15 protein-coding genes are annotated in these 19,477 nt (G+C 73.5%); 6 read left to right on the forward strand and 9 right to left on the reverse strand.

From position 1 onward, the window contains the following. Window positions 1-6: 6 nt before the first annotated feature. On the reverse strand, window positions 7-3,183 hold the full coding sequence (locus AB0411_RS00885) for a bifunctional cytochrome P450/NADPH--P450 reductase (RefSeq protein ID WP_366415033.1): 3,177 nt from the start codon (window positions 3,181-3,183) through the stop codon (window positions 7-9). A 105-nt stretch (window positions 3,184-3,288) separates the two neighbouring features. Here AB0411_RS00885 and AB0411_RS00890 point away from each other — a divergent pair, with 105 nt between their 5' ends. The 4 genes from AB0411_RS00890 (at window position 3,289) to AB0411_RS00905 (ending at window position 6,432) form a co-directional block, all read left to right on the forward strand. After that, window positions 3,289-3,990, forward strand: coding sequence for a PAS domain-containing protein (locus AB0411_RS00890; protein ID WP_366415034.1), 702 nt, complete (start codon window positions 3,289-3,291; stop codon window positions 3,988-3,990). A gap of 79 nt (window positions 3,991-4,069) precedes the next feature. Continuing rightward, window positions 4,070-4,531: a universal stress protein gene (locus tag AB0411_RS00895; protein ID WP_366415035.1), complete on the forward strand. Its 462-nt coding sequence runs from the start codon at window positions 4,070-4,072 to the stop codon at window positions 4,529-4,531. 108 nt (window positions 4,532-4,639) lie between these two features. Then, window positions 4,640-4,855, forward strand: coding sequence for a dodecin (locus AB0411_RS00900; protein ID WP_086721526.1), 216 nt, complete (start codon window positions 4,640-4,642; stop codon window positions 4,853-4,855). Window positions 4,856-4,980: 125 nt separating this feature from the next. Beyond that, window positions 4,981-6,432 carry an amino acid permease gene (locus tag AB0411_RS00905; protein WP_366415036.1) on the forward strand — a complete coding sequence of 484 codons (1,452 nt, stop codon included), beginning with the start codon at window positions 4,981-4,983 and terminating at the stop codon, window positions 6,430-6,432. 66 nt (window positions 6,433-6,498) lie between these two features. On the opposite strand, the gene AB0411_RS00910 is transcribed toward AB0411_RS00905, so the two are convergent. Continuing rightward, window positions 6,499-6,975: a hypothetical protein gene (locus tag AB0411_RS00910; RefSeq protein WP_366415037.1), complete on the reverse strand. Its 477-nt coding sequence runs from the start codon at window positions 6,973-6,975 to the stop codon at window positions 6,499-6,501. A gap of 413 nt (window positions 6,976-7,388) precedes the next feature. Here AB0411_RS00910 and AB0411_RS00915 point away from each other — a divergent pair, with 413 nt between their 5' ends. Beyond that, window positions 7,389-9,770 carry a GH92 family glycosyl hydrolase gene (locus AB0411_RS00915; RefSeq protein WP_366415038.1) on the forward strand — a complete coding sequence of 794 codons (2,382 nt, stop codon included), beginning with the start codon at window positions 7,389-7,391 and terminating at the stop codon, window positions 9,768-9,770. Here AB0411_RS00915 and AB0411_RS00920 read toward each other — a convergent pair. Beyond that, window positions 9,735-10,376, reverse strand: a complete 642-nt coding sequence (locus AB0411_RS00920) for a LysE family transporter (RefSeq protein ID WP_366415039.1) — start codon at window positions 10,374-10,376, stop codon at window positions 9,735-9,737. The genes AB0411_RS00915 and AB0411_RS00920 overlap by 36 nt on opposite strands. 143 nt (window positions 10,377-10,519) lie before the next feature. Here AB0411_RS00920 and AB0411_RS00925 point away from each other — a divergent pair, with 143 nt between their 5' ends. Continuing rightward, on the forward strand, window positions 10,520-11,443 hold the full coding sequence (locus AB0411_RS00925; RefSeq protein ID WP_366415040.1) for a LysR family transcriptional regulator: 924 nt from the start codon (window positions 10,520-10,522) through the stop codon (window positions 11,441-11,443). A gap of 19 nt (window positions 11,444-11,462) precedes the next feature. Here the strand turns inward: AB0411_RS00925 and AB0411_RS00930 are convergent, their stop codons facing one another. The 6 genes from AB0411_RS00930 to AB0411_RS00955 form a co-directional block, all read right to left on the reverse strand. Next, complete coding sequence (locus tag AB0411_RS00930) at window positions 11,463-11,675, reverse strand: EF-hand domain-containing protein (protein WP_086719256.1); 213 nt, start codon at window positions 11,673-11,675, stop codon at window positions 11,463-11,465. An 82-nt stretch (window positions 11,676-11,757) separates the two neighbouring features. Further along, a complete protein-coding gene (gene uvrA / locus AB0411_RS00935) occupies window positions 11,758-14,214 on the reverse strand; it encodes an excinuclease ABC subunit UvrA (protein ID WP_366415041.1) in 2,457 nt (818 codons plus the stop codon). Window positions 14,215-14,248: 34 nt separating this feature from the next. Further along, window positions 14,249-15,649 (reverse strand): NAD(P)/FAD-dependent oxidoreductase, encoded by a 1,401-nt coding sequence (locus AB0411_RS00940; protein ID WP_366415042.1) that lies wholly within the window; start codon window positions 15,647-15,649, stop codon window positions 14,249-14,251. After that, complete coding sequence (locus AB0411_RS00945) at window positions 15,646-15,840, reverse strand: ferredoxin (protein ID WP_366415043.1); 195 nt, start codon at window positions 15,838-15,840, stop codon at window positions 15,646-15,648. Before AB0411_RS00945 ends, AB0411_RS00940 begins: the two co-directional genes overlap by 4 nt. A gap of 388 nt (window positions 15,841-16,228) precedes the next feature. Further along, window positions 16,229-17,299, reverse strand: coding sequence for a protein kinase family protein (locus AB0411_RS00950; RefSeq protein WP_366415044.1), 1,071 nt, complete (start codon window positions 17,297-17,299; stop codon window positions 16,229-16,231). 78 nt (window positions 17,300-17,377) lie between these two features. After that, window positions 17,378-19,456, reverse strand: coding sequence for a restriction endonuclease (locus tag AB0411_RS00955; protein ID WP_366415045.1), 2,079 nt, complete (start codon window positions 19,454-19,456; stop codon window positions 17,378-17,380). Window positions 19,457-19,477: the final 21 nt, after the last annotated feature.

The following is a 19,477-nucleotide window of genomic DNA, read 5'->3' on the forward strand; positions in this document are numbered from 1 at the left end:
CGGGTCTCAGCCCGCCGCGTACACGTCCTCGATGTAGCGGCCGGAGGCGGTCAGCTCCCGCAGCCAGGCCTCGGACTCCTGGGGCGAGGCGCCGGTGGAGGCGCCGTGCAGCTCGCGGAAGGCGGCCCGTACCCCGGGGGCCATCCGGCTGCCGTCACCGCAGACGTACACCCGCGCGCCGGCCTGCAGCAGCTCCCACACCTCGGCCGCCTCGGCGGCGATCCGGTGCTGGACGAAGCGGTGGCCGTGCTCGGGGCGCTCGCTGAAGACGGGGCGCATCGCGATGACGCCGGCGGCTTCGGCGGCGGCGAACTCGTCGGCGTGCAGGAAGTCGGCGGTGGGGTCGTCGCAGCCGAAGTAGAGCCGGGCGGGGGCCTGCTGGCCCGCGGCGAGGCGGTCGGCCACGGCGCCGCGGAAGGGCGCGAGGCCGGTGCCGGCCGCGATCAGGATGACCGGGGTGCCATCGGCCGCGTCGAGGCGGAAGGCCTCGCGGCAGGGCTGGACCCGGGCCAGGACGGTGTCGCCGGACCGCAGGGAGTGCAGATGGGTCGAGCCGGTGCCGCCGGGCAGCAGCGAGACCATCAGATCGGCGTGCCGGGGGTCGGCCGCGGGCGAGGACGACAGGGAGTAGTGCCGGACGCGCAGCGGCGGCAGCAGCTCCAGGACCGCAGGCCAGGGCAGCGCGCCGCGCAGCGCCGGATGGGCCTCGATCAGGTCGATCACGGTGCGCGGGTCGTCCTCGGCGAGGTTCTCCAGGGCGTGGCGCTCGGGCGGGCAGGGGTTGTGCGCGGCGAGCTGCGCCACCTGGGCGGCCGTTGGGCGGACGCCCAGCTCCAGGTGGTGGGTGAGCAGGTCACGGACCGTCAGGGGGCGGTCGACGGGCAGGGTGTCGCGGCTCGCGCGGCGGCCGCAGTGCAGCGCGAGGACGGTGTCGAGGTCGGCGCCGAGGGCCCGGGCGGCCCGCTCGACGGCGGCCGGGCCGTTGGCCGGCAGCACCGCGAGGTGGTCGGCGGTGCGGTAGCCGACGCCGTCCGGCAGCGCGATGCGCAGGAAGCGCTTGGGCCGCGGCCAGCCCTCGGCGGTGAGGTCACGGGCCTCGGTGACGGTCATCGGGACGAGGCCGTGACGGGCGGCGAGCGCGTCCAGCGGGCCGCCGGTGACCTCGGTGACGGTGTAGCCGGTGTCCTCGTCGTCCGGTGCGCTCGCGCCGACGCTCGCCGGGTCGCCGTAGCGCGTCAGCAGTTGGGTGCGCAGCGCCGCGGTGAACTCCTTGACGGTGCCGCCCAGGTCGCCGGAGGCGTCGGCCTCGGCGCGCGGCAGCAGCCGGTCGGCGCCGAGTGCGGCGAGGCGGTCGTCGATGAGGGTCGGTATGTGCTGGTAGGTGGCGGCCCAGTTGCGGTCGCCGACACCGAGGACGGCGAACGGGAGGCCGGTGGCGGCCCCGTCCTGCGCGGTGTTCAGCCAGCTCACGAAGGCGGCCGCGTCGTCGGTGGGCCGGCCGTTGTAGGAGGCGGCGACGATGACGACGGGCCGGTCGGCGGGTAGCGCGCCGGCGTACGCGTCCAGCGGCGCCACGTCGGCGGCGAAGCCGAGGCCGGTGGCCTCGTCGGCGAGCCGCTCGGCGAACTCCCGGCAGGTGCCGTAGTTGCTGCCGTGCAGCAACAGCAGGCCGGTGCCCTGGACGGCACGGGTGGGCAGCCCGTCGTCGGGCGCGGTGTCGTCCGCGGTGCCGGCACCGCCGCCGGGGAGCACGGCCAGCGCGGCGCGGACCGCGGCCCGGTCGGCGGGCGTGCGGGCGGCGAGGGTGAGGGTGAACCCGTCGGGCTTGAGGGTCAGCGTCTCCTTGATGCGCAGCCGGTAGTCGCCGTGGTCGGTCAGGCGGTAGCGGTGGGCGAGGAGGGCGAGCAGCATGGTCGCCTCGTGGAGCGCGAACTGCCGTCCGATGCAGGCGCGTTCACCGGTCCCGAACGGCTTGTAGGCGTGCGGCGAGCGGGCCGCCTCGGCCTCCGGGCTGAAGCGGGACGGGTCGAACAGCTCGGGGTTGTCGCCCCAGGCGGGGTCGCGGTGCAGCATCGGGGTGAGCACCGTGACCAGCTCACCGGCCTTGACCGGGTAGCGGCCGCCGAGCAGCGTGTCCTCACGGGCCTGCCGGGTGAAGGCGGCGGCGGTGGGCCACAGCCGCAGCGCCTCGTTGAGGACCTGGCGGGTGAACGGCAGCCGGCCGATGTCCTCGAACGAGGGGTCGGGGTCGCTCCGGTCGCCCCACAGCTCGTCGGCCTCGCGCTGGACCATGCGCAGCGCGAGCGGGTCCTTGAGCAGGTGGTAGAGGGCGAAGGAGAGCGCGCCGGAGGTGGTCTCGTGACCGGCGATCAGGAAGGTGATGACCTGGTTGCGGATGTTGGCGAGGTCGAGGGCCGGCGTGCCGTCGCCCCGGCCGCCGGCGCCGAGCATCAGGCCCAGCAGGTCGTCGTCCCCGGTCTCGCCGCTCTCGGTCCGGGCGGTGATGACCTCGTCGACGACCGACGCGAGGTAGTCGGCGTCGGCCTGGAACGCCGCGTCCGCGGCGGAGTGGTCCGCCTCGGGGTCGCGGGAGAACTTCGTCATGCTCCATTCGAGGCAGCGCACCATCGCCTCGACGAACGGGTGCGCGCTGTCGCCGCGGGAGAACGACTCGAAGTCGAAGCCGAAGCCGGCGAGCCCGATGGTGTCCAGCGTCATCCGGGTCATGTCCTCGGCGACCTGGACGGGCGTGCCGTCGGCGACCCGCCGGTCCCAGGCGGCCATCACCCGGCGGGCGACCTTGAGCATCGCGGGGTGGTAGGTGCGCATCGAGCCGAGCGCGAAGGCCGGCATCAGGACCTCGTGCGCCTTGGCCCAGTTCGGCTCGTCGTTGTAGGCGGTGAACAGACCGTCACCGGCGAACTCTCTGACGTTCTCCAGGACGACCGACACGCCCTTGGTGAAGCGTGACTCGTCGGCGACCTCGGTGACCAGGTCCAGCGAGGAGAGGAAGAGCGTCTCGCGTTCGCCGAACTTGCGCTTGAAGACCGGGCCGTGGAGCCGGGCGAGGTCCATGGACTGCTGGATGGGCGTGTGGGTGAGCCCGGCGTCCGTGAGGTCGGCCACCGGAATGCCGTCATCGGCGGCGCGTTCGTCGCTGTGGAGCGCGATGGTGTCGGTCATGTCTCCAGCGTGCAGGGCCCCACGTGCAGGTCACGCCCGGACAACTGCATGATTGTGCAGTGGTTTTTCGGTGCTCGCTCTTGCGCACGGACCTGAGAAGGGGAAATGGACAACGGGACTGCCGACGGAACGCCGGACGCGGACGGAGAGGGCAAGGCGCCCTGTGAGCGCGGCTACGTCGACCCGGCCGGGCCGTACGCGGGTGGCCCGTGGCGCAACTACTTCCTGATCCTGCTGGACCGCATCCCCACGCCGATCGCGGTGTGCCGGGCCCACGGCGAGGTGCTGATCGCCAATCCGGCGATGGCCGAGCAGTGGGGCGCGGCCCCGGGACAACTGCGCGGCCGCAACCTGCTGGACCTCTTCGAGCCGCGCGCCAAGGCCCAGCTCGACCGCCTCACCGAGGCCCTGCGCCTGGGGCGCCGTTCCCGCTATCCGGTCGAGGTGCGCTGGCGCGCCGGGTCGGACGGGACCGAGCGGGAAGGGGAGCTGACCATCGACCCGGTGGGCGACCCCTCGGTGCACCCGCCCGCCCTGCTGGCGCTGCTGCGGGTCGGCGAGAGCGCCCCGCGGCCGGCGCCGCGCGGGTCGGCGAGCCCGGTGGAGGCCCGGATCCTGGCGCTGGCCGCGGGCGGCGCCACCACCGCGGCGATCGGTACGGCGCTGGGGCTGACGGTCGACGGGGTGAACTATCACCTCACCCGGCTGGCCCGCCGCTGGCGGGTGCAGGGCCGTACCGCGCTGGTCGCCCGCGCCTACGTGCTGGGCGTGCTGTCCCCGGACAGCTGGCCGCCGGCCCCCGCCTGAGCGCACCCGCCCCCGCGGCGGGGCCTGCGGGGCGGGCCCGGCGCTCCGCCGGCACGCATGTGCGGATAACCTCCCTGGTGTGGAGGACAACGCAGCCGCGCCGTTCGAGCGCGGAACGGACGGCCCGAAGGTCATCGTCGTCGGCGTCGACGGCTCCGACTCGTCGTGGCGTGCCGCCTCGTACGCGGCGGGGCTGGCCAGGCGCCAGTCCTCGAAGCTGGTGCTGGTCTACGTCCAGCCGGTGCTGCCGGCCGGAGCGGCGATGGGCGCCCCGGTCGCCGACGCGACCGACGAGGTCGCCGAGGAGCTGATGGCCGAGATCCGCCGGGCGACCGAGCGGCTCGAAGGGATATACAGCCTGCGCTGGGAGTTCCACACCCTGCGGGGCGACCCGTACAACGGCATGGTGCAGATGGCCGACGACCTCACGGCGGACGCCGTGGTGGTCGGCGCCTCGGAGCAGGCCGGGCACCGCATCATGGGCTCGGTCGCGGTACGCCTGGTGAAGGCCGGCCGCTGGCCGGTCACCGTCGTCCCCTGAGCCGCGCGCCCCAGGGGCCGCCCGGACGCTCCGCTGGTGGGGCGGGCCGCCCTGAGGCACGGTGGACAGTGCACGGGCGGAGCGCCGCCCCGGGCGAGGGAGACCACCGTGACCGACCGCACGTATCGCGTGACCGAGATCGTCGGTACGTCCCAGCAGAGCGTGGACGCCGCGATCCGCAATGGCATCAAGCGCGCCTCGCAGACCCTGCGCAACCTCGACTGGTTCGAGATCAGCCAGGTCCGCGGGCATATCGTCGACGGCGAGATCGACCACTACCAGGTCGGCCTGAAGGTCGGATTCCGGCTGGAGGACGCCGATTGACCCCCCTCCCGTGTACGTCTCCCGGCGAGTCCCCGCAGTACTAGGGAGTCGCCTTCCCTCGTCGCCTCCGAAGGTCCATGATGATCCGCCGTCGGACCACGACGGAGCGTACGGAGGGATGACGTATGGGGCTGCGCGCGGGACAGGGCATTTTGCGCCGTAAACCGATCGAACACATCCAGGAGACGGAAGGCACCGCGAGCGAGCAGCTCACCCGGGAGCTCGGCCTGTGGCAGCTGACGGCCATCGGTGTCGGCGGCATCATCGGCGCGGGGATCTTCACACTGGCCGGCACCGTCGCGAACGGAAAGGCCGGGCCCGCGGTACTGATCTCCTTCCTCATCGCGGGCATCGCCAGCGCCGCGGCCGCGTTCTCGTACGCCGAGTTCGCCGGCCTGATCCCGAAGGCGGGCTCGGCCTACACCTACGGCTACGCGGTCCTCGGGGAGGTCGCGGGCTGGTTCATCGGCTGGGACCTGCTGCTGGAGTACACCGCGATCGTGGCGGTGGTCGCGATCGGCATCTCGGGCTACTTCGGCTTCCTGCTCAGCGACTTGGGCGTCGATCTGCCCGCCTGGATGCTCGGCGCGCCGGGGACGGGCCCGGGGCACCAGGTGGACCTCTTCGCTGCGGTGCTCTGTCTGCTGATCGCCTTCCTGCTGACCCTGGGCATCAAGAACGCCGCGCGCTTCGAGACGATCGTGGTGGCCCTGAAGGTCATCGTGGTCATCGTCGTGATCGCGGTCGGCTTCTTCCACATCAAGACCTCGAACTACACACCGTTCTTCCCGTTCGGGGTGAGCGGCGCCTTCACCGGTGCGGCCACCGTCTTCTTCGCCGTCTTCGGCTACGACGCGATGAGCACCGCGGCCGAGGAGTCCAAGGACGCCCAGCGCCACATGCCGAAGGCGATCATCTATTCGCTGGCCATCTCGATGGTGCTGTACATCCTGGCCTGCCTGGTGCTGACGGGTATGCAGAACTACAAGGACATCGACCCGGAGAGCGGCTTCTCGTCGGCCTTCAAGTCGGTGGGCCTGAGCAGCCTGGCGGACGTCATCGCGGTCGGCGCGATCATCGGCATCCTGACGGTCATGTTCACCTTCATGCTCGGGGTGACCCGGGTGTGGTTCTCGATGAGCCGGGACGGCCTGCTGCCGAAGTGGTTCGCCAAGACCAGCCCCAAGCACCATGTGCCGACCCGGGTGACCTGGATCGTCGGCGTCGTCTCCGCGGTCATCGCGGGCTTCTTGCCGATCGGTGAGGCCGCCGAGCTGACGAACATCGGCATTCTGCTGGCGTTCGTGGTCGTCTGCATCGCGGTGATCGTGCTCCGCTACAAGCGCCCCGACCTGCCGCGGACGTTCCGCACCCCGGGCATGCCGGTGGTACCGGCGATCGGTGTGTGCTTCTCGCTCTGGCTGATCACGTTCCTGGAGTGGCAGACCTGGGTGCGGTTCGTGATCTGGTTCCTGATCGGCATGGTCGTCTACTTCGGGTACTCCTACCGCCGGTCGAACCTGGCACGGGTGGAGCGGCAGAGGGCGGGCGGCGGGACCGGCGGGAACCAGCTGTGAGCCGCGGCGGCTGACGGACGGGCGGGACCGGCGGACGACTGCCGCCGGTCCCGCCCGTCCGCGGTATCAGAAGACGAACGGTCCCGGGGACTGCGGCGACGTGGCGTTGCAGGTGGCCGTGATGCCGAACACCACGACCTTCAGGGACGTGGCCGCCAGCTTGTCGCCCGCGGCGACCGTGCCGCGGAGCGGGCCGGTGGAGACCTGGCTGCCGGCCGGGATCGCCGGGTTGGAGCTGCCGGTGAACGTGGTGGTCCCGGAGCCGTTCTTGGTGAGGGTGAGGGTGGAGGCGACCGAGTTCGCGCCGATGGGTATCGGCGAGGTGATCGCCGACGTGGCCAGGCTGATGGTCGCGGCCGTGCCGTTCTGGGTCGCGGTGAGCGTCGCCGTGCCGGAGCCGAATGCGCCGCAGTCGAACGAGACGGTGGCGGTGCCGGGGGTCACCGCGGCGGCGGCCGGTGCCATCGCCAGTGTGCCGGCCGCGGCGACGGCGACGGCGAGCGCCGTACCGAATCTGAGCGTGCCTGATCTGAGGTGTCTCATGGGGGAGTACCGCCTTCTCGAGGGGGGTGCAGGCCCATGGCACGGCGTCGCGGGGTGTGCGAGGGAACGACAGGCGGCCACGCGGGGCCCGCGGTCGGGACCCGGCCGACCACCGTCCAGATCTGACGGATGGTCAGCGACCTGAATCGCTGACCATTGAGACACGCCCCCCTGAAGAGAGCAAGGCGGACAGCTCATGATTTTCGGGACGGTTGGCGTGCGCCGGACGACCGCATGACCTCGCGACAGGAGCCGGAAGCACCGGAGTTGGCGCCGCACCCCCTCTTGACGCGCACCTGACCGGAGCCAAGAATGAGCGCGCCCTGACAACGTTGTCGGCCGGTGGACCGGGTGGCGTCCCCGCACGCCCGACGGGCCGCTCGGCGGCGCACCGATCCCGGAGGTCCGGATCCATGCCCTGGCTCAGTCGCACCCGGCGGCGCACCGCGGTCGCGGTGCTGGCGGCCGCCCTCCTCACCGGCGCGCTCACGGCCCCCGCAGCACAGGCCGAGCCGCCCGGCGGCCCGCTCACCGACCTGGTCAACCCGTTCATCGGCACCCGCAACGACGGCAACACCTACCCGGGCGCGGCCGTCCCCTTCGGCATGGTGCAGCTCTCCCCCGACACCGGTCACACCACCGGCTACGGCTACGACGACGACCACATCCGGGGCTTCGGCTCGGTGCACATCTCCGGCGTCGGCTGCGGCCTCGGCGGAGATCTGCCGGTGCTGCCCACCACCGGCGACATCACCGAGACCGACAATGCGAAGTACGCCGCCGGCTACGGCCATGACGACGAATCGGCCCGGCCGGGCTACTACCGCGTCGGCCTGACGTCCTACGGCGGCATCACCGCCGAGCTGACCGCCACCGCCCGCACCGGCAGACAGCGCTACACCTTCCCGGCCACCGACAAGGCCAATGTGCTGCTCAACGCGGGCCAGTCGCTGCACCGGACCGTCTCGACCCGGGTCGAGGTACTGGACTCCCGCACCATCCGCACCGCCATCACCGGCCGCGGCTTCTGCCAGGACACCGCGCCCTACACCGTCTACACCCTCACCCGCTTCGACCGGCCGTTCACGTCGTACGGAACCTGGGACGGCGACAAGGTCACGGCCGGCTCCCGGGACTCCACCGCCACCGGCCGGCACGGCGCCTACGCCCGCTTCGACACCCGCACGGACCGCACCGTCGAGGCGACCACCGCCCTGAGCTATGTGGACGCGGCGGGCGCGGCGCGCAACCTGCGGGCGGAGGGCGGCGGTTCCTTCGACCGCGCGAAGGCGGCGGCCGACGCCGCATGGGAGCGGCGGCTGGGTCTGGTGCGGGCCGGGGGCGGCGACCGGACGCTGCGGCGCACCTTCTACTCCGCCCTCTACCGGTCCTTCCTCGCACCGAACATCGGCAGCGACGTGGACGGCCGCTACACCGGCTGGGACCGGCGGACCCATCGCGCCAGGGGCTTCACCTACTACCAGAACTGGTCGCTGTGGGACACCTACCGCACCCAGGCACAGTTGCTGGCGCTGCTGGCGCCGCGGGAGTCCCGCGACATGGCACTGTCGGTCCTGCGCATCGACAAGGAGAGCGGCTGGCTGCCCAAGTGGGGCTACGGCACGGTCGAGACGAACATCATGACCGGCGATCCGGTCACCCCGTTCCTCACCAACGCCTATCAGCAGGGGCTGCTGCGGGGGCACGAGGAGGAGGCGTACGCGGCGCTGAAGAAGAACGCCGACGGTGTGCCGCCGGCCGGTTCGCCGGCCGTCGGGCGGGAGGCCAACGCGCCCTACCTGAAGAACGGGTTCGCCCCGTACATCAAGGGCCGTCCGCACCCCAAGCCCGGCGACTCCGACTTCGACCACGGCGCCTCGGCCACCCTCGAATACGCCCTGTCGGACGCGATGCTGGCCCAGATGGCGCGCGATCTGGGACACGACGGGGACGCCGACCGGTACGCGGCCCGCGCCCGGAACTACCGCAGGATCTTCGACGCCTCGACCGGCTTCTTCCGGGCCCGCGACGCGCAGGGCGCCTTCACCGGGCCCGCCGACCCGGCCAAGAGCGAGGGCTTCCACGAGGGCACGTCCTGGCAGTACCAGTGGCTGGTCCCGCAGGACCTGCCGGGGATGCTGAAGCTGATCGGCGGCAGGGCCAGGGCGGAGGAGCGTCTCGACGCGTTCTTCGCCTACCCGAAGCTGCTGCGGGACCCGGAGAGGACGGCCCGTGAGGTGTGGGTCAACGGGCCGTACGACTACTACAACGCGGACAAGTACAACCCGCAGAACGAGCCCGATCTCATCGCGCCGTACACCTACCTCTCCACCGGCCACCCCTGGAAGACCACGGACGTGGTGCACGCCGCGCTGACGCTGTTCACCGACGCTCCCACCGGCATGACCGGGAACGACGACCTGGGGACGATGTCGGCGTGGATGGTGCTCTCCTCGATCGGGGTGTTCCCGGTACAGCCCGGCACCGACACCTGGGGGCTGAGCACCCCCGTCTTCGACCGGGTGGACCTGACCCTGGACCGCCGCTACTACCCGGCCGGCCACTTCACCGTCACCGCCCCCGGCACATCCGCCACCCACCGCTACGCACAGTCGGTACGCCTGGACGGCACCGCCCACGACCGCACCTACCTCACCACCGACGAACTCCGCACCAGCCGCGAACTCGCCTTCACCGTGGGCACCGCCCCGTCCGGCTGGGGCACCGGCGAGCATGCCGCACCACCGCCGGTGGGCGTCTCAGACGCGCAGCAGCAGGTGGGCCGCCAGCGCTGAGACCACCACGGCGGAGAGCACCGCGGTGACGACCCGCCCACGCGGTCCGGTGAGCACCCGGCCCAGTACGGTGCCGCCGGCGGCCAGGAACAGTTGCCAGCTCGCGGAGGCGAGGGTCACCGCCACCACGAAGGCGGCGGGGCCGGCGGCACCGGCGCCGGGGGTGCCCGCACCCCCGGCGAGCACCAGCGCGGAGAAGTAGAGCACGGCCCAGGGGTTGACCAACGTCAGCCCCAGGAAGGCGAGATAGGCCCGGCCGGGGCGCCCCAGGGCGTTCCGTTCCGGGCCGTCGTCCTGTGTGCCGCGGTGGCGCAGCGCCCGGACGGCGGTGCGCAGTGCCATGGCGAGCAGGAGGGCGGCGGCGAGCGCGCGCAGGGGGCCCGCGACCGGTGCGACGGCGCGGGAGAGGGCGGCGCCACCGGCCACCGCGGCCAGCGCGTAGAGGCCGTCGGCGGTGGCCACGCCGAGCGCCGCCGAGGCGCCGAGGCGGAACGAGGTCCGGGCGGTCACGCTCACCAGCAGCACGGCCAGTGCGCCGACGGGAACGGCCAGCGCATAGCCCGCCCAAAGGCCCGGCAGAAAGGCATCGGTCAGGATCTCGGTCATGCCGTCCGGCGTCGGGCCCGGCGATCATTCGAGTCCATCGAAAGTTTCCGCAGGAAACCGTGCGGCATCTCCACATGGTCGGTCTCCCGGGGGCGTCTCCCCCAGCGGGGCGGGTCAGGGCCGCACCCCCTAGGCTCCCGGCCATGATCGATCCCCGGCTCCGGACCCTGCGCGTCCTGCACGAACAGGGCACCGTCACCGCCACCGCCGCGGCCCTGCACCTGACGCCGTCGACGGTCTCCCAGCAGTTGCGTCAGCTGTCGGACCGGCTCGGGCTGGAACTCCTGGAGCCGGCGGGCCGCAGGGTGCGCCTGACGCCTGCGGCGCTGGCGCTGGTGGAGCACGCCGATGCGCTCTTCCTGCGCTGGGAGGAGGCCCGCGCGGATCTGGCGGGGTACGCGGACGGGGTGGCTGGGCGGCTGCGGATCACGGGGGTGGCGACGGCGATCACCGGGGTGATCGCGCCGGCGGCGGCCCGCCTGCGCGCGGAGCTGCCGCGGCTGGCGGTGGACATCGGGGAGGATCCGGACACCGACCGCTTCGAACTGCTGCTGGCCGGCCGGGCGGACATCGCCGTGGTGATCGTGGCGGAGGGCATGCCGCCGTCGGACGATGCGCGCTTCCTGCAGCAACCGGTGCTGCAGGAGCCGCAGGATCTGCTGGTACCTGCCGGGCACCGCTTCGCCGGGTGTGCGGCGCAGGGGGTGGCGCTGGCCGAGGCCGACGGGGAGAGCTGGATCGGTGCCGGCGATCCGGCCGATCAGCACCGGCTGCTGCTGACCGCCTGCGCCTCGGCGGGCTTCACCCCGCGGGTGCGCCACCACGCGGTCGACTGGTCCGCGGTCGCGGCGCTGGTCGCGCACGGCTTCGGGATCTGCCTGGTGCCGCGGCTGGCCCCCCTCCCGGAGCGGTACCCGGTCGTCCGGGTACCGCTGCGCGGGGAACATCTGCCCGTGCGGCGGTTCGTGGCGGCCGTGCGGCGCGGGAGCGAGCGGCAGCCCCCGATCGCCCGCGGGCTGGTGGCGCTGCGCGCGGCCGCGGGCGAACCGGGGGCGAAGGGGGTGTGAGAAGGGCGGGGTGCGGACGTCAGTCCTGCAGGGCCTGCCAGAACTCGTCGAAGGACATCCGGCCGTCGCTGTCGGTGTCCTTGGCCCTGATGACCGCCTCGGCGACCGGGCCGGTGACGAACGGGTCGCCCATCTCGGCCATCGCGTGCTTGAACTCCTCCGGCGTGACCTGGCCGTCGCCGTCCGCGTCGAACCGGGCGAACGCCGCCCTGGCCTTCTCGATGTCTGCCATGAGAGATGCCCCCTCCGTGGTGCTGCGCAGTGCTGCGCGGTGCTGATGACTGCTGATCTGACCTGCGTACATTAGCGGACCGTCAAGAGGCGTCCGGCCGCGCCCTCCGCCGTGCCAGGTAGGGCGCGGTACGGCTGAGCGGTGCCGCCGCGACCTCGGCCGGGGTGCCGGCCGCCACGATCCGGCCGCCGTCCGCGCCGCCGCCCGGGCCGAGGTCGATGACGTGGTCGGCGCCCGCGACCACCCCCATGTCGTGCTCGACGACCACGACGGTGTGCCCGGCGTCGACCAGGCCGTGCAGCTGGCGCAGCAGTACCTCGGTGTCGGCGGGGTGCAGACCGGTGGTGGGCTCGTCGAGGAGGTAGAGGGTGTGACCGCGGCGGGTGCGCTGGAGTTCGGTGGCGAGCTTGATGCGCTGTGCCTCGCCGCCGGACAGTTCGGTCGCGGGCTGGCCGAGCCGCAGGTAGCCCAGGCCCACGTCCTGGAGGGTGCGCAGGCTGCGGGCCGCGGCGGGGACGTCGGCCAGGAACGCCGTGGCGGTGTCCACGGTCATCGCCAGGACGTCGGCGACGGTCCGGTCCCGGTAGGTGATCTCCAGGGTTTCGGGGCGGTAGCGGGCGCCGTGGCAGGCGGTGCAGGGTGCGTACGTGCCGGGCAGGAAGAGCAGCTCGACGGCGACGAAGCCCTCGCCCTGGCAGGTCTCGCAGCGCCCGCCCGCGACGTTGAAGGAGAACCGGCCCGCCGTGTAACCGCGGGCGCGGGCCTCGTCGGTGGCGGCGAAGACCTTGCGCACCGCGTCGAACAGCCCGGTGTAGGTGGCGAGGTTGGAGCGCGGGGTGCGGCCGATCGGCTTCTGGTCGACGCGGACCAGCCGGTCGATCGCCCCCAGGCCCTCCGCCCCGGCCAGTTGTGCCCGTGCCTCCGGTCCGGTGGCGTCGCCGTCTGCGGTGTCCGGCGGCTCCTCGCCCGTGCCGAGGTGGTCGCGTACGGCGTCCGCGAGGACGCGGGTGACCAGCGTCGACTTGCCCGATCCCGAGACGCCAGTGACGGCGGTGAAGACGCCGAGCGGGAAGGCCGCGTCCAGGCCGCGCAGGTTGTGCAGGGTGACGCCGCGCAGCGTCAGGGTGCCCGAGGGGCGGCGCACGGTGCGCTCGGCGGGCGGTGCGGCGTCGAAGAGGAAGCGGCGGGTGGCGGAGTCGGGGGCGTTGGCGAGCGCGGCGACGGGGCCGCTGTGGAGTACCTGTCCGCCGTGTTCCCCGGCGCGCGGGCCGACGTCCACGATCCAGTCGGCGCGGCGCACCACGTCCATGTCGTGCTCGACGACGAACAGCGAGTTGCCCGCTTCCTTGAGCCGCTTCAGCACGGTGAGCAGGGACTCGGTGTCGGCGGGGTGGAGGCCGGCGGACGGCTCGTCCAGGACGTAGACGACGCCGAAGAGGCCGGAGCGCAGCTGGGTGGCCAGCCGCAGCCGCTGGAGTTCGCCGGTCGACAGGGTGGGCGCGGGCCGGTCCATGCTCAGGTAGCCCAGGCCGAGTTCGGTGAGGACGCCGATGCGGGCCACCAGGTCGCGGGCCAGGACCGGTGCCACCTCGTCGTCCGGGCGCTCGGCGGTGGACCGCAGCAGTTCGGCGAGGGCGCTCAGCGGGCGGCCGGCGAGGGTGGCGATGTCGTGGCCCTCGAAGGTGACGGCCAGCGCCTCCGGGCGCAGCCGCCGCCCGTGGCACACCGGGCAGGGCTCGGCGACCATGAACCCCTGGACGCGCCGGCGCAGGGTCTCGCTCTTGGAGTCGGCGAAGGTGTGCAGGACATAGCGCCGGGCGCTCATGTACTGGCCCTTGTAGGGGCGTTGGATCCGTCCCACGTCGCGGACCGGGTGCACGGTGACGACGGGCTGTTCGTCGGTGAACAGGATCCAGTCCCGGTCGGCCTGCGGCAGCTCGCGCCAGGGCCGGTCGACGTCGTGCCCGAGGGCGTCGAGGATGTCGCGGAGGTTCTTGCCCTGCCAGGCCCCGGGCCAGGCGGCGACGGCGCCCTCGCGCACCGAGAGCGCGGGGTCGGGGACGAGGGACTCCTCGGTGACGCGGTGGACGGTGCCCAGTCCGTGGCACTCCTGGCAGGCGCCGGCCGCGGTGTTGGGCGAGAAGGCGTCGGAGTCGAGCCGCTCCGTGGCCCCCTCGGGGTAGTCGCCGGCGCGGGAGAAGAGCATGCGCAGGGTGTTGGAGAGGGTGGTGACGGTGCCGACCGAGGAGCGGGAGGTGGGCGCGGAGCGCCGTTGTTCCAGGGCGACGGCGGGCGGCAGTCCGGTGATGTCCTCGACCTTGGGCGCGCCGACCTGGTGGATCAGCCGCCGGGCGTAGGGGGCCACGGACTCGAAGTAGCGGCGCTGCGCCTCGGCGTAGAGGGTGCCGAAGGCGAGGGAGGACTTGCCCGATCCGGACACCCCGGTGAACGCGACCAGCGCGTCCCTCGGGATGTCCACATCGACGGTGCGGAGGTTGTGCTCACGGGCGCCGCGCACCCGTACGTACGAGTCGGCCATCCCTCCATGATCGGGCACGGCCGCCCGTGCGCCGTCAGCCGGGCGCCGTGGCGGCGGCGATCCGCTCGCGTGCCTCCTCCCAGGGCAGCGGAGCGGCGACGACCGCGCGCAGCGCCCGGACCTGGCGGGGCGGGAGCCCGGCCATGAGCACGCCGACGGCACTGCCGTCCCGGCCGTAGAGCGCCAGGACGCGCCGCTCGGCCCGGTCCACGACGGTGGTCTCGACCCGGTCGGCGCCCGCCGTCAGGCCGTATGCCTGGATCTTGACGTCGTACTGGTCGGACCAGAAGTACGGCACGGGGGCGAACGGGCGGCGCTCCTGGGCGGGGGCCGCCTCCTCGGCCCCCGCGGGGGCGGGCGCCGCGGAGGCCAGTTCGGCCAGGAGGTTGCGGGCGGCGGCCATGCCCTGTTCGGTGGCGTTCATCCGGTGCTCGAAGCGCAGCGGGCGGCCGTGGACCGGATGGTCCCAGCGGGCCACGTCGCCCGCCGCGTAGATGCCGGGGGCGGCGGCGCAGTACGCGTCGCAGCGCAGCCCGTCGCCGGTGTCCAGGGCCGGATCGTCCAGCCACTCGACGGCGGGCCGGGAGCCGATCGCGACCAGCACGAGGTCCGCCGGCAGCCGGCTGCCTCCCCCTCCCCCGGCGGCCGCGCCCCCACTGCCGGGGGTACCCCCGCCGGGGGTGGTCCCCTCGGCCAGTCGGACGGCGGTGACCCGCGGGGCGCCGCCGCCGGCCGGGTCCGCGGGCGCCGTCTCGAAGCCGTCCACCGCTCCGGTGAGCAGCCGGACGCCCCGGGCGCGGTGCTCCTCGGCGAGCAGCTCGCCGACCTCGGTGCCGACGGCCGCGGCCATCGGTGTCGACTCGATGCCGACGAGGGTGACGTCGTGCCCCAGGTCCCGTGCCACCGCGGCGGCTTCACAGCCCAGGACCCCGTTTCCGACGATCACCAGGCGAAGGCCGCCTCCCCCTCCCCCGGCGGCCGCGCCCTCACCGGCGGGGGCACCCCCACCGGCCAGCCGGCTTCGCAGGGCCAGGGCGTCGTCGAGGGTGCGCAGGGTGTGCACTCCGTCGATGCGGTCGGCGCCGGGCAGGGTACGGGCCGCGACCCCGGTCGCGATGATCACGCCGGCGCAGGCGAGCTCCGCGCCGTCGTCGAGGGTGAGGGTGCGGGTGGCCACGTCGAGGCCGGTGGCGCGGGTGCCGAGCCGCAGGTCCAGGTCGAGCGGGGCGAGCTGGTCGGTGGTGCGCAGCAGCAGCTTCTCCGGCGCCCAGGCGCCGTGCAGCAGCTGTTTGGACAACGGCGGCCGGTCGTACGGGAGATGGGGTTCGTCGCCGATGAGGGTGAGCGGACCGCGCCAGCCGGAGCGGCGCAGCGTCTCGGCCGCGGCGAGACCGGCCGCCGAGGCGCCGACGACGGCGATCGGCAGGCCGGTCATGCGTGGACCTCGATCACGGCGGCGGGGCAGAGGGCGGCCGCCTCCTGCACCACGGCGTGGTGCGCGGCGGGCGGTTCGGCGTCGAGCAGCACGACCACGCCGTCCTCGTCGCGCTGGTCGAAGACCTCGGGGGCGATCAGCACGCACTGGCCGGCGCCGCAGCACTTGTCGGCGTCAAGGGTGATCTTCATGTCGGTGGGCTCCGTGGGCTTGTTGTGGTGTGTGGGGGAAACGTCCGGGCCGCGGCACAGGTGCCCGGCAGGCGGGTTCACCAGGTGACGGGCAGGCGTGGCAGCCGCCAGGTCCGTGCGGAAGGCGATCTCGTCGCGGGGCACCGCGGGCCGCATCGTGGGAAGCGGCGCAGCAAGGCGCCGAGGGCCACCTGGAGTTCGACGCGGGCGAGCGCCCGGGCCGCCGCTCCCCCGGCCCACCGGCCACCCGTCCCCCACCCACCGATCCGCAACCACGCTGCGCCCGTGCCCTCCGCCCAGGCCCCTCCGCGAGCGGTACGCGCTGCTCGCCGGGGAACCGGACGAGGCCCCCCGGCTGCTCGCCTGGTCGGCAGGCTCCACGCGGACGTCACGCCCCGTACGCCCCGCCGGCCACCCGGCGGATCTCCTCCAGCGGATACGGGGTCGCTCGGCTCTCCTTCTGCACCTTGCGGAAGAACTCCGCCATCACCGCGGCGAGCGGCGCATGCCGGGCGATGAGCTCCGCGGCCCGCCCCGGGATCCCCGAGGGACGCTCGCCGGCGGCGCATGCGCGCACCCACGCGTCACGCTCGTCCCTGCCGTACCCGTAGACCTCGGTGACCAGCCGGTGCACCAGCTGCGTGACGGTGTAGCAACGGTCGTAGGTCCGGTGCCGCTCGAAGAAGCCGGCCTCCTCCCGCGACAGTGCGAACCGGGAGGAGACCGCGAGGCCGTAGTCCGTGAAGAAGAGGCGCCGGCCGTCGGTCAGGATGTTCTCGAAGTGGGCGTCGAAGTGCAGGAGCCCGCGCGCGTTCATGAACGACACGCCGGCGTGCAGCTCCCGTTCCACCATGTCGCAGGCCCGGTCGGCCGCCTCGTCACCGGCGCCGAGCCGAACGCCCAGCCACTCGTGCAGGTTCTGCGGGATGTACTCCAGGAACAGCGCGACGGTCGCCGAGGACCGCCGCAGCGCCTCGATCCGGCGGCGCACCTCCGGGCCGCCGCCCCAGTAGGCGACGGCCCGTTCCACGTCCGCCAGTTCCTCGGGAAGCGGCGTCGCCGTGGCGGGCAGCACCCGCCAGTGGTGCAGCAGCGGGAAGCCCTCGTACTCCCCCGCGAGCACCCAGTTCGTCGTCATGAGGTGCGCGGCCAGTTCCCGCCAGGCCCCGAAGCCCGGCCCGCCGACGCCGTACTGGCAGAAGGCCGGCAGCCCGAAGACGTTCGCCGTGGACCGGAGGTGGTCCGGCTGCCGCTCCAGGTCGGTGAGGGGCACCTGCTTCACGAAGACCGGGGTGCCGGCGACGTCCAGCAGCGACGGCTTCCCGCCGAAGCCGGAACCGAGCGGCGCGGATGCGTCCACGAGCTCGCGCAGCCCGCGATCGCCGCACAGGGCCAGGGTCGTGGAGACGGCGCTGTGATCGGCCAGCCGTGCGCGGCGGGACCTGTCGTGACCTTCCACTCTTTCCTCCAGCCCGGCCGGTGCCGGGTTCGGTTGCCCTGGGGCACGGTCCCCACCGGGGCCCGCGAACGACACTTCCTAGGCGACCTCGATGCCGTACTCCTGCACCAGCGCTTCCAGCCCCCCGGGGAAGCCCTTGCCTCCGAGTACGAAGTCCCAGTCGCCGCCCGAGCGTTGGCGGAACGAGCCGAGGACCAGGGCGGTCTCGCCGCGGCGTCCGTCCGAGACCTCCAGGCAGCCGAGCTCCTCCCCCGACGCGTCCAGCAGACGGATCCGGGCGTCGGTGAAGCCGGACAGGTCGGCGTCGGGGTCGGCCTGGGGGTCGATGGCTGCGACCAGGACCAGCCGGTCGGCGGCCGGCGGCAGCGCCTCGAACCGGACCTGCATCGCGGCCCGGTCGGGGGCGAAGCCGGGCAGCATCCGCACCGCGCCGTCCGGGCTGCGCGGGTTGTTGTAGAAGACGAAGTGATCGTCGCTGAGCACGCTGGTCCCCTTGCACACCAGGGCGCAGACGTCGAGGGCGACCTCGCCGGACCAGTTCATGCCGAGGATGTTGTGGTCGGGCGTCTCCTCCGCGGCGGCGGCACCGGCCGGGGCCGCCCCGCCGAGCCGTCCGCGCAGCCCGTAGCGGCCGAGCAGATCGACGAGTTCGGGGCCGGCGATGAGGCTGAGCGGTTTGCCGTTGGCGAAGGTGTGGGCGCCGGGGCCGAACCGGGAGGTGGTCACCAGCACCCCCTTGTTGGCGCCTTCGGACTGGACGGTGCCGTAGAGGTCGCGGACCGCGGTCGGCGGGACGGTGTTGCGGTAGCGCTTGACCTGCACGATGATCTTGCCGCCGCGGATCGGGTCGGGGTCCAGAGCGTCGACGTCGACGCCGCCGTCGCCGGACCGCTGCGTGGTCACGGCCTGCATGCCCATGGCCCGGAAGAGCTCGGCGATGAGGTTCTCGAAGGCTATCGGGTCCATCTCGTACAGGTCCGGTTCGCTCTCCGTGCCGTGCGAGACGACCCCGCCGCCGGCATCGCCCGGAAGGCGCTCCGGGCGTACGGCGGTGCGCTGGTCGGGGCGGGCGGCGAGCTGTCCGCGCAGCCCTTCGGTCAGGCACTCCACCGCGCCGACCTGTTCGAGGCGGAAGGAGTCGAAGGCGCTGCGGGGCGCCATGACCGTCGCGAGGTACACCTGGGCCGGACGGCCGGTCGCCGGGTCCACGTCGTCGACGAAGCCGTTCAGCGCCACCGAGTCGAGCGTGCCGTAGCCGTCGGCGGCGAAGAGGTCGCGCAGCACCAGCAGCATGCTCTGGGCCAGCACGTCGCGGTAGAGCGCCCGGCGCTGCGCGGCCGGCCGGGCGGTCTCCTTCTCCTGGTCGGCGGTGGGCATATAGCGGACGGACTTGGTCTCCGGGACGATGTCGTAGCCCGGGAGCTCCCAGTCCAGGACGAGCTGGCGGGCCGTCGGGTCGTAGGCGGCCGCGATCTGCCGGGGGAAGCCCTCCGGCCAGGCGGTGGAGGAGTACAGCGCCGCGGAGAAGTACTCGACGGCCGCGTCCGCGTCACCGGCTCGCAGCCCGGAGAGCAACTCCTCGATTCCGGAGTTGTGCTGCCGGATCTCGGCGAGGGCGCCGGCCGCCCACTGGTCGTACTGCTGCCGGTAGGCGTCGAGTTGGGCCTGCCGCCGGCTCTCCGCGGCCTGCGCGGTGAACCAGTCCTGCTCGTAGCGTGCGCGGGCCTCTTCCTGGGCCCGGTCGCGGCGGGCGCCGAGGTGCCAGCCGCCCGTCGGCGCGTGGTAGCGGGCCGGGTCGGGCATCGGCACCGGGGTGGCGAGGGCTCCCGGCGCGAACTCGGCTATCCGCTCCGAGCGCAGCAGCGCGGCGGCGGAGAACGCGGGGGCGCGGCAGCCGTCGGCGAGCAGGCCGGTCAGTGCGGCGACCCGGGCGTCCAGCTCCTCGGTCCGCCGCCGTGCGTCGGCCTCGCGTTGCTGCCGGTAGGCGGCCTGCCGCTCGCGGTGCATCCGCGCCATGGCGCGCTCGGCGTCCCGCGCCTGCCGTTCCTGGTCGCGCTGCTGCTGTGCTCGCGCGCGGCGCTGGGCTTCCTGCTGGCGCTGCTGCTGGCGCTGCGCCTCGGCCCAGACGGCCATTAATCCGTGGGAACGGCGGCTCATGTCGCTCAGTGTCCTCCCCCG

It is taken from the genome of Streptomyces angustmyceticus (assembly GCF_040701845.1).
GTDB classification, from domain to species: Bacteria; Actinomycetota; Actinomycetes; order Streptomycetales; family Streptomycetaceae; genus Streptomyces; species Streptomyces angustmyceticus_A.

What these genes read in the sequence shown, in the direction of transcription:
- AB0411_RS00885 (WP_366415033.1), bottom strand. Translation starts at nt 3,183, where the DNA reads ATGACCGACACCATCGCGCTCCACAGCGACGAACGCGCCGCCGATGAC.
- AB0411_RS00890 (WP_366415034.1), top strand. Translation starts at nt 3,289, where the DNA reads ATGGACAACGGGACTGCCGACGGAACGCCGGACGCGGACGGAGAGGGC.
- AB0411_RS00905 (WP_366415036.1), top strand. Translation starts at nt 4,981, where the DNA reads ATGGGGCTGCGCGCGGGACAGGGCATTTTGCGCCGTAAACCGATCGAA.
- AB0411_RS00910 (WP_366415037.1), bottom strand. Translation starts at nt 6,975, where the DNA reads ATGAGACACCTCAGATCAGGCACGCTCAGATTCGGTACGGCGCTCGCC.
- AB0411_RS00915 (WP_366415038.1), top strand. Translation starts at nt 7,389, where the DNA reads ATGCCCTGGCTCAGTCGCACCCGGCGGCGCACCGCGGTCGCGGTGCTG.
- AB0411_RS00920 (WP_366415039.1), bottom strand. Translation starts at nt 10,376, where the DNA reads ATGACCGAGATCCTGACCGATGCCTTTCTGCCGGGCCTTTGGGCGGGC.
- AB0411_RS00925 (WP_366415040.1), top strand. Translation starts at nt 10,520, where the DNA reads ATGATCGATCCCCGGCTCCGGACCCTGCGCGTCCTGCACGAACAGGGC.
- AB0411_RS00930 (WP_086719256.1), bottom strand. Translation starts at nt 11,675, where the DNA reads ATGGCAGACATCGAGAAGGCCAGGGCGGCGTTCGCCCGGTTCGACGCG.
- uvrA (WP_366415041.1), bottom strand. Translation starts at nt 14,214, where the DNA reads ATGGCCGACTCGTACGTACGGGTGCGCGGCGCCCGTGAGCACAACCTC.
- AB0411_RS00940 (WP_366415042.1), bottom strand. Translation starts at nt 15,649, where the DNA reads ATGACCGGCCTGCCGATCGCCGTCGTCGGCGCCTCGGCGGCCGGTCTC.
- AB0411_RS00945 (WP_366415043.1), bottom strand. Translation starts at nt 15,840, where the DNA reads ATGAAGATCACCCTTGACGCCGACAAGTGCTGCGGCGCCGGCCAGTGC.
- AB0411_RS00955 (WP_366415045.1), bottom strand. Translation starts at nt 19,456, where the DNA reads ATGAGCCGCCGTTCCCACGGATTAATGGCCGTCTGGGCCGAGGCGCAG.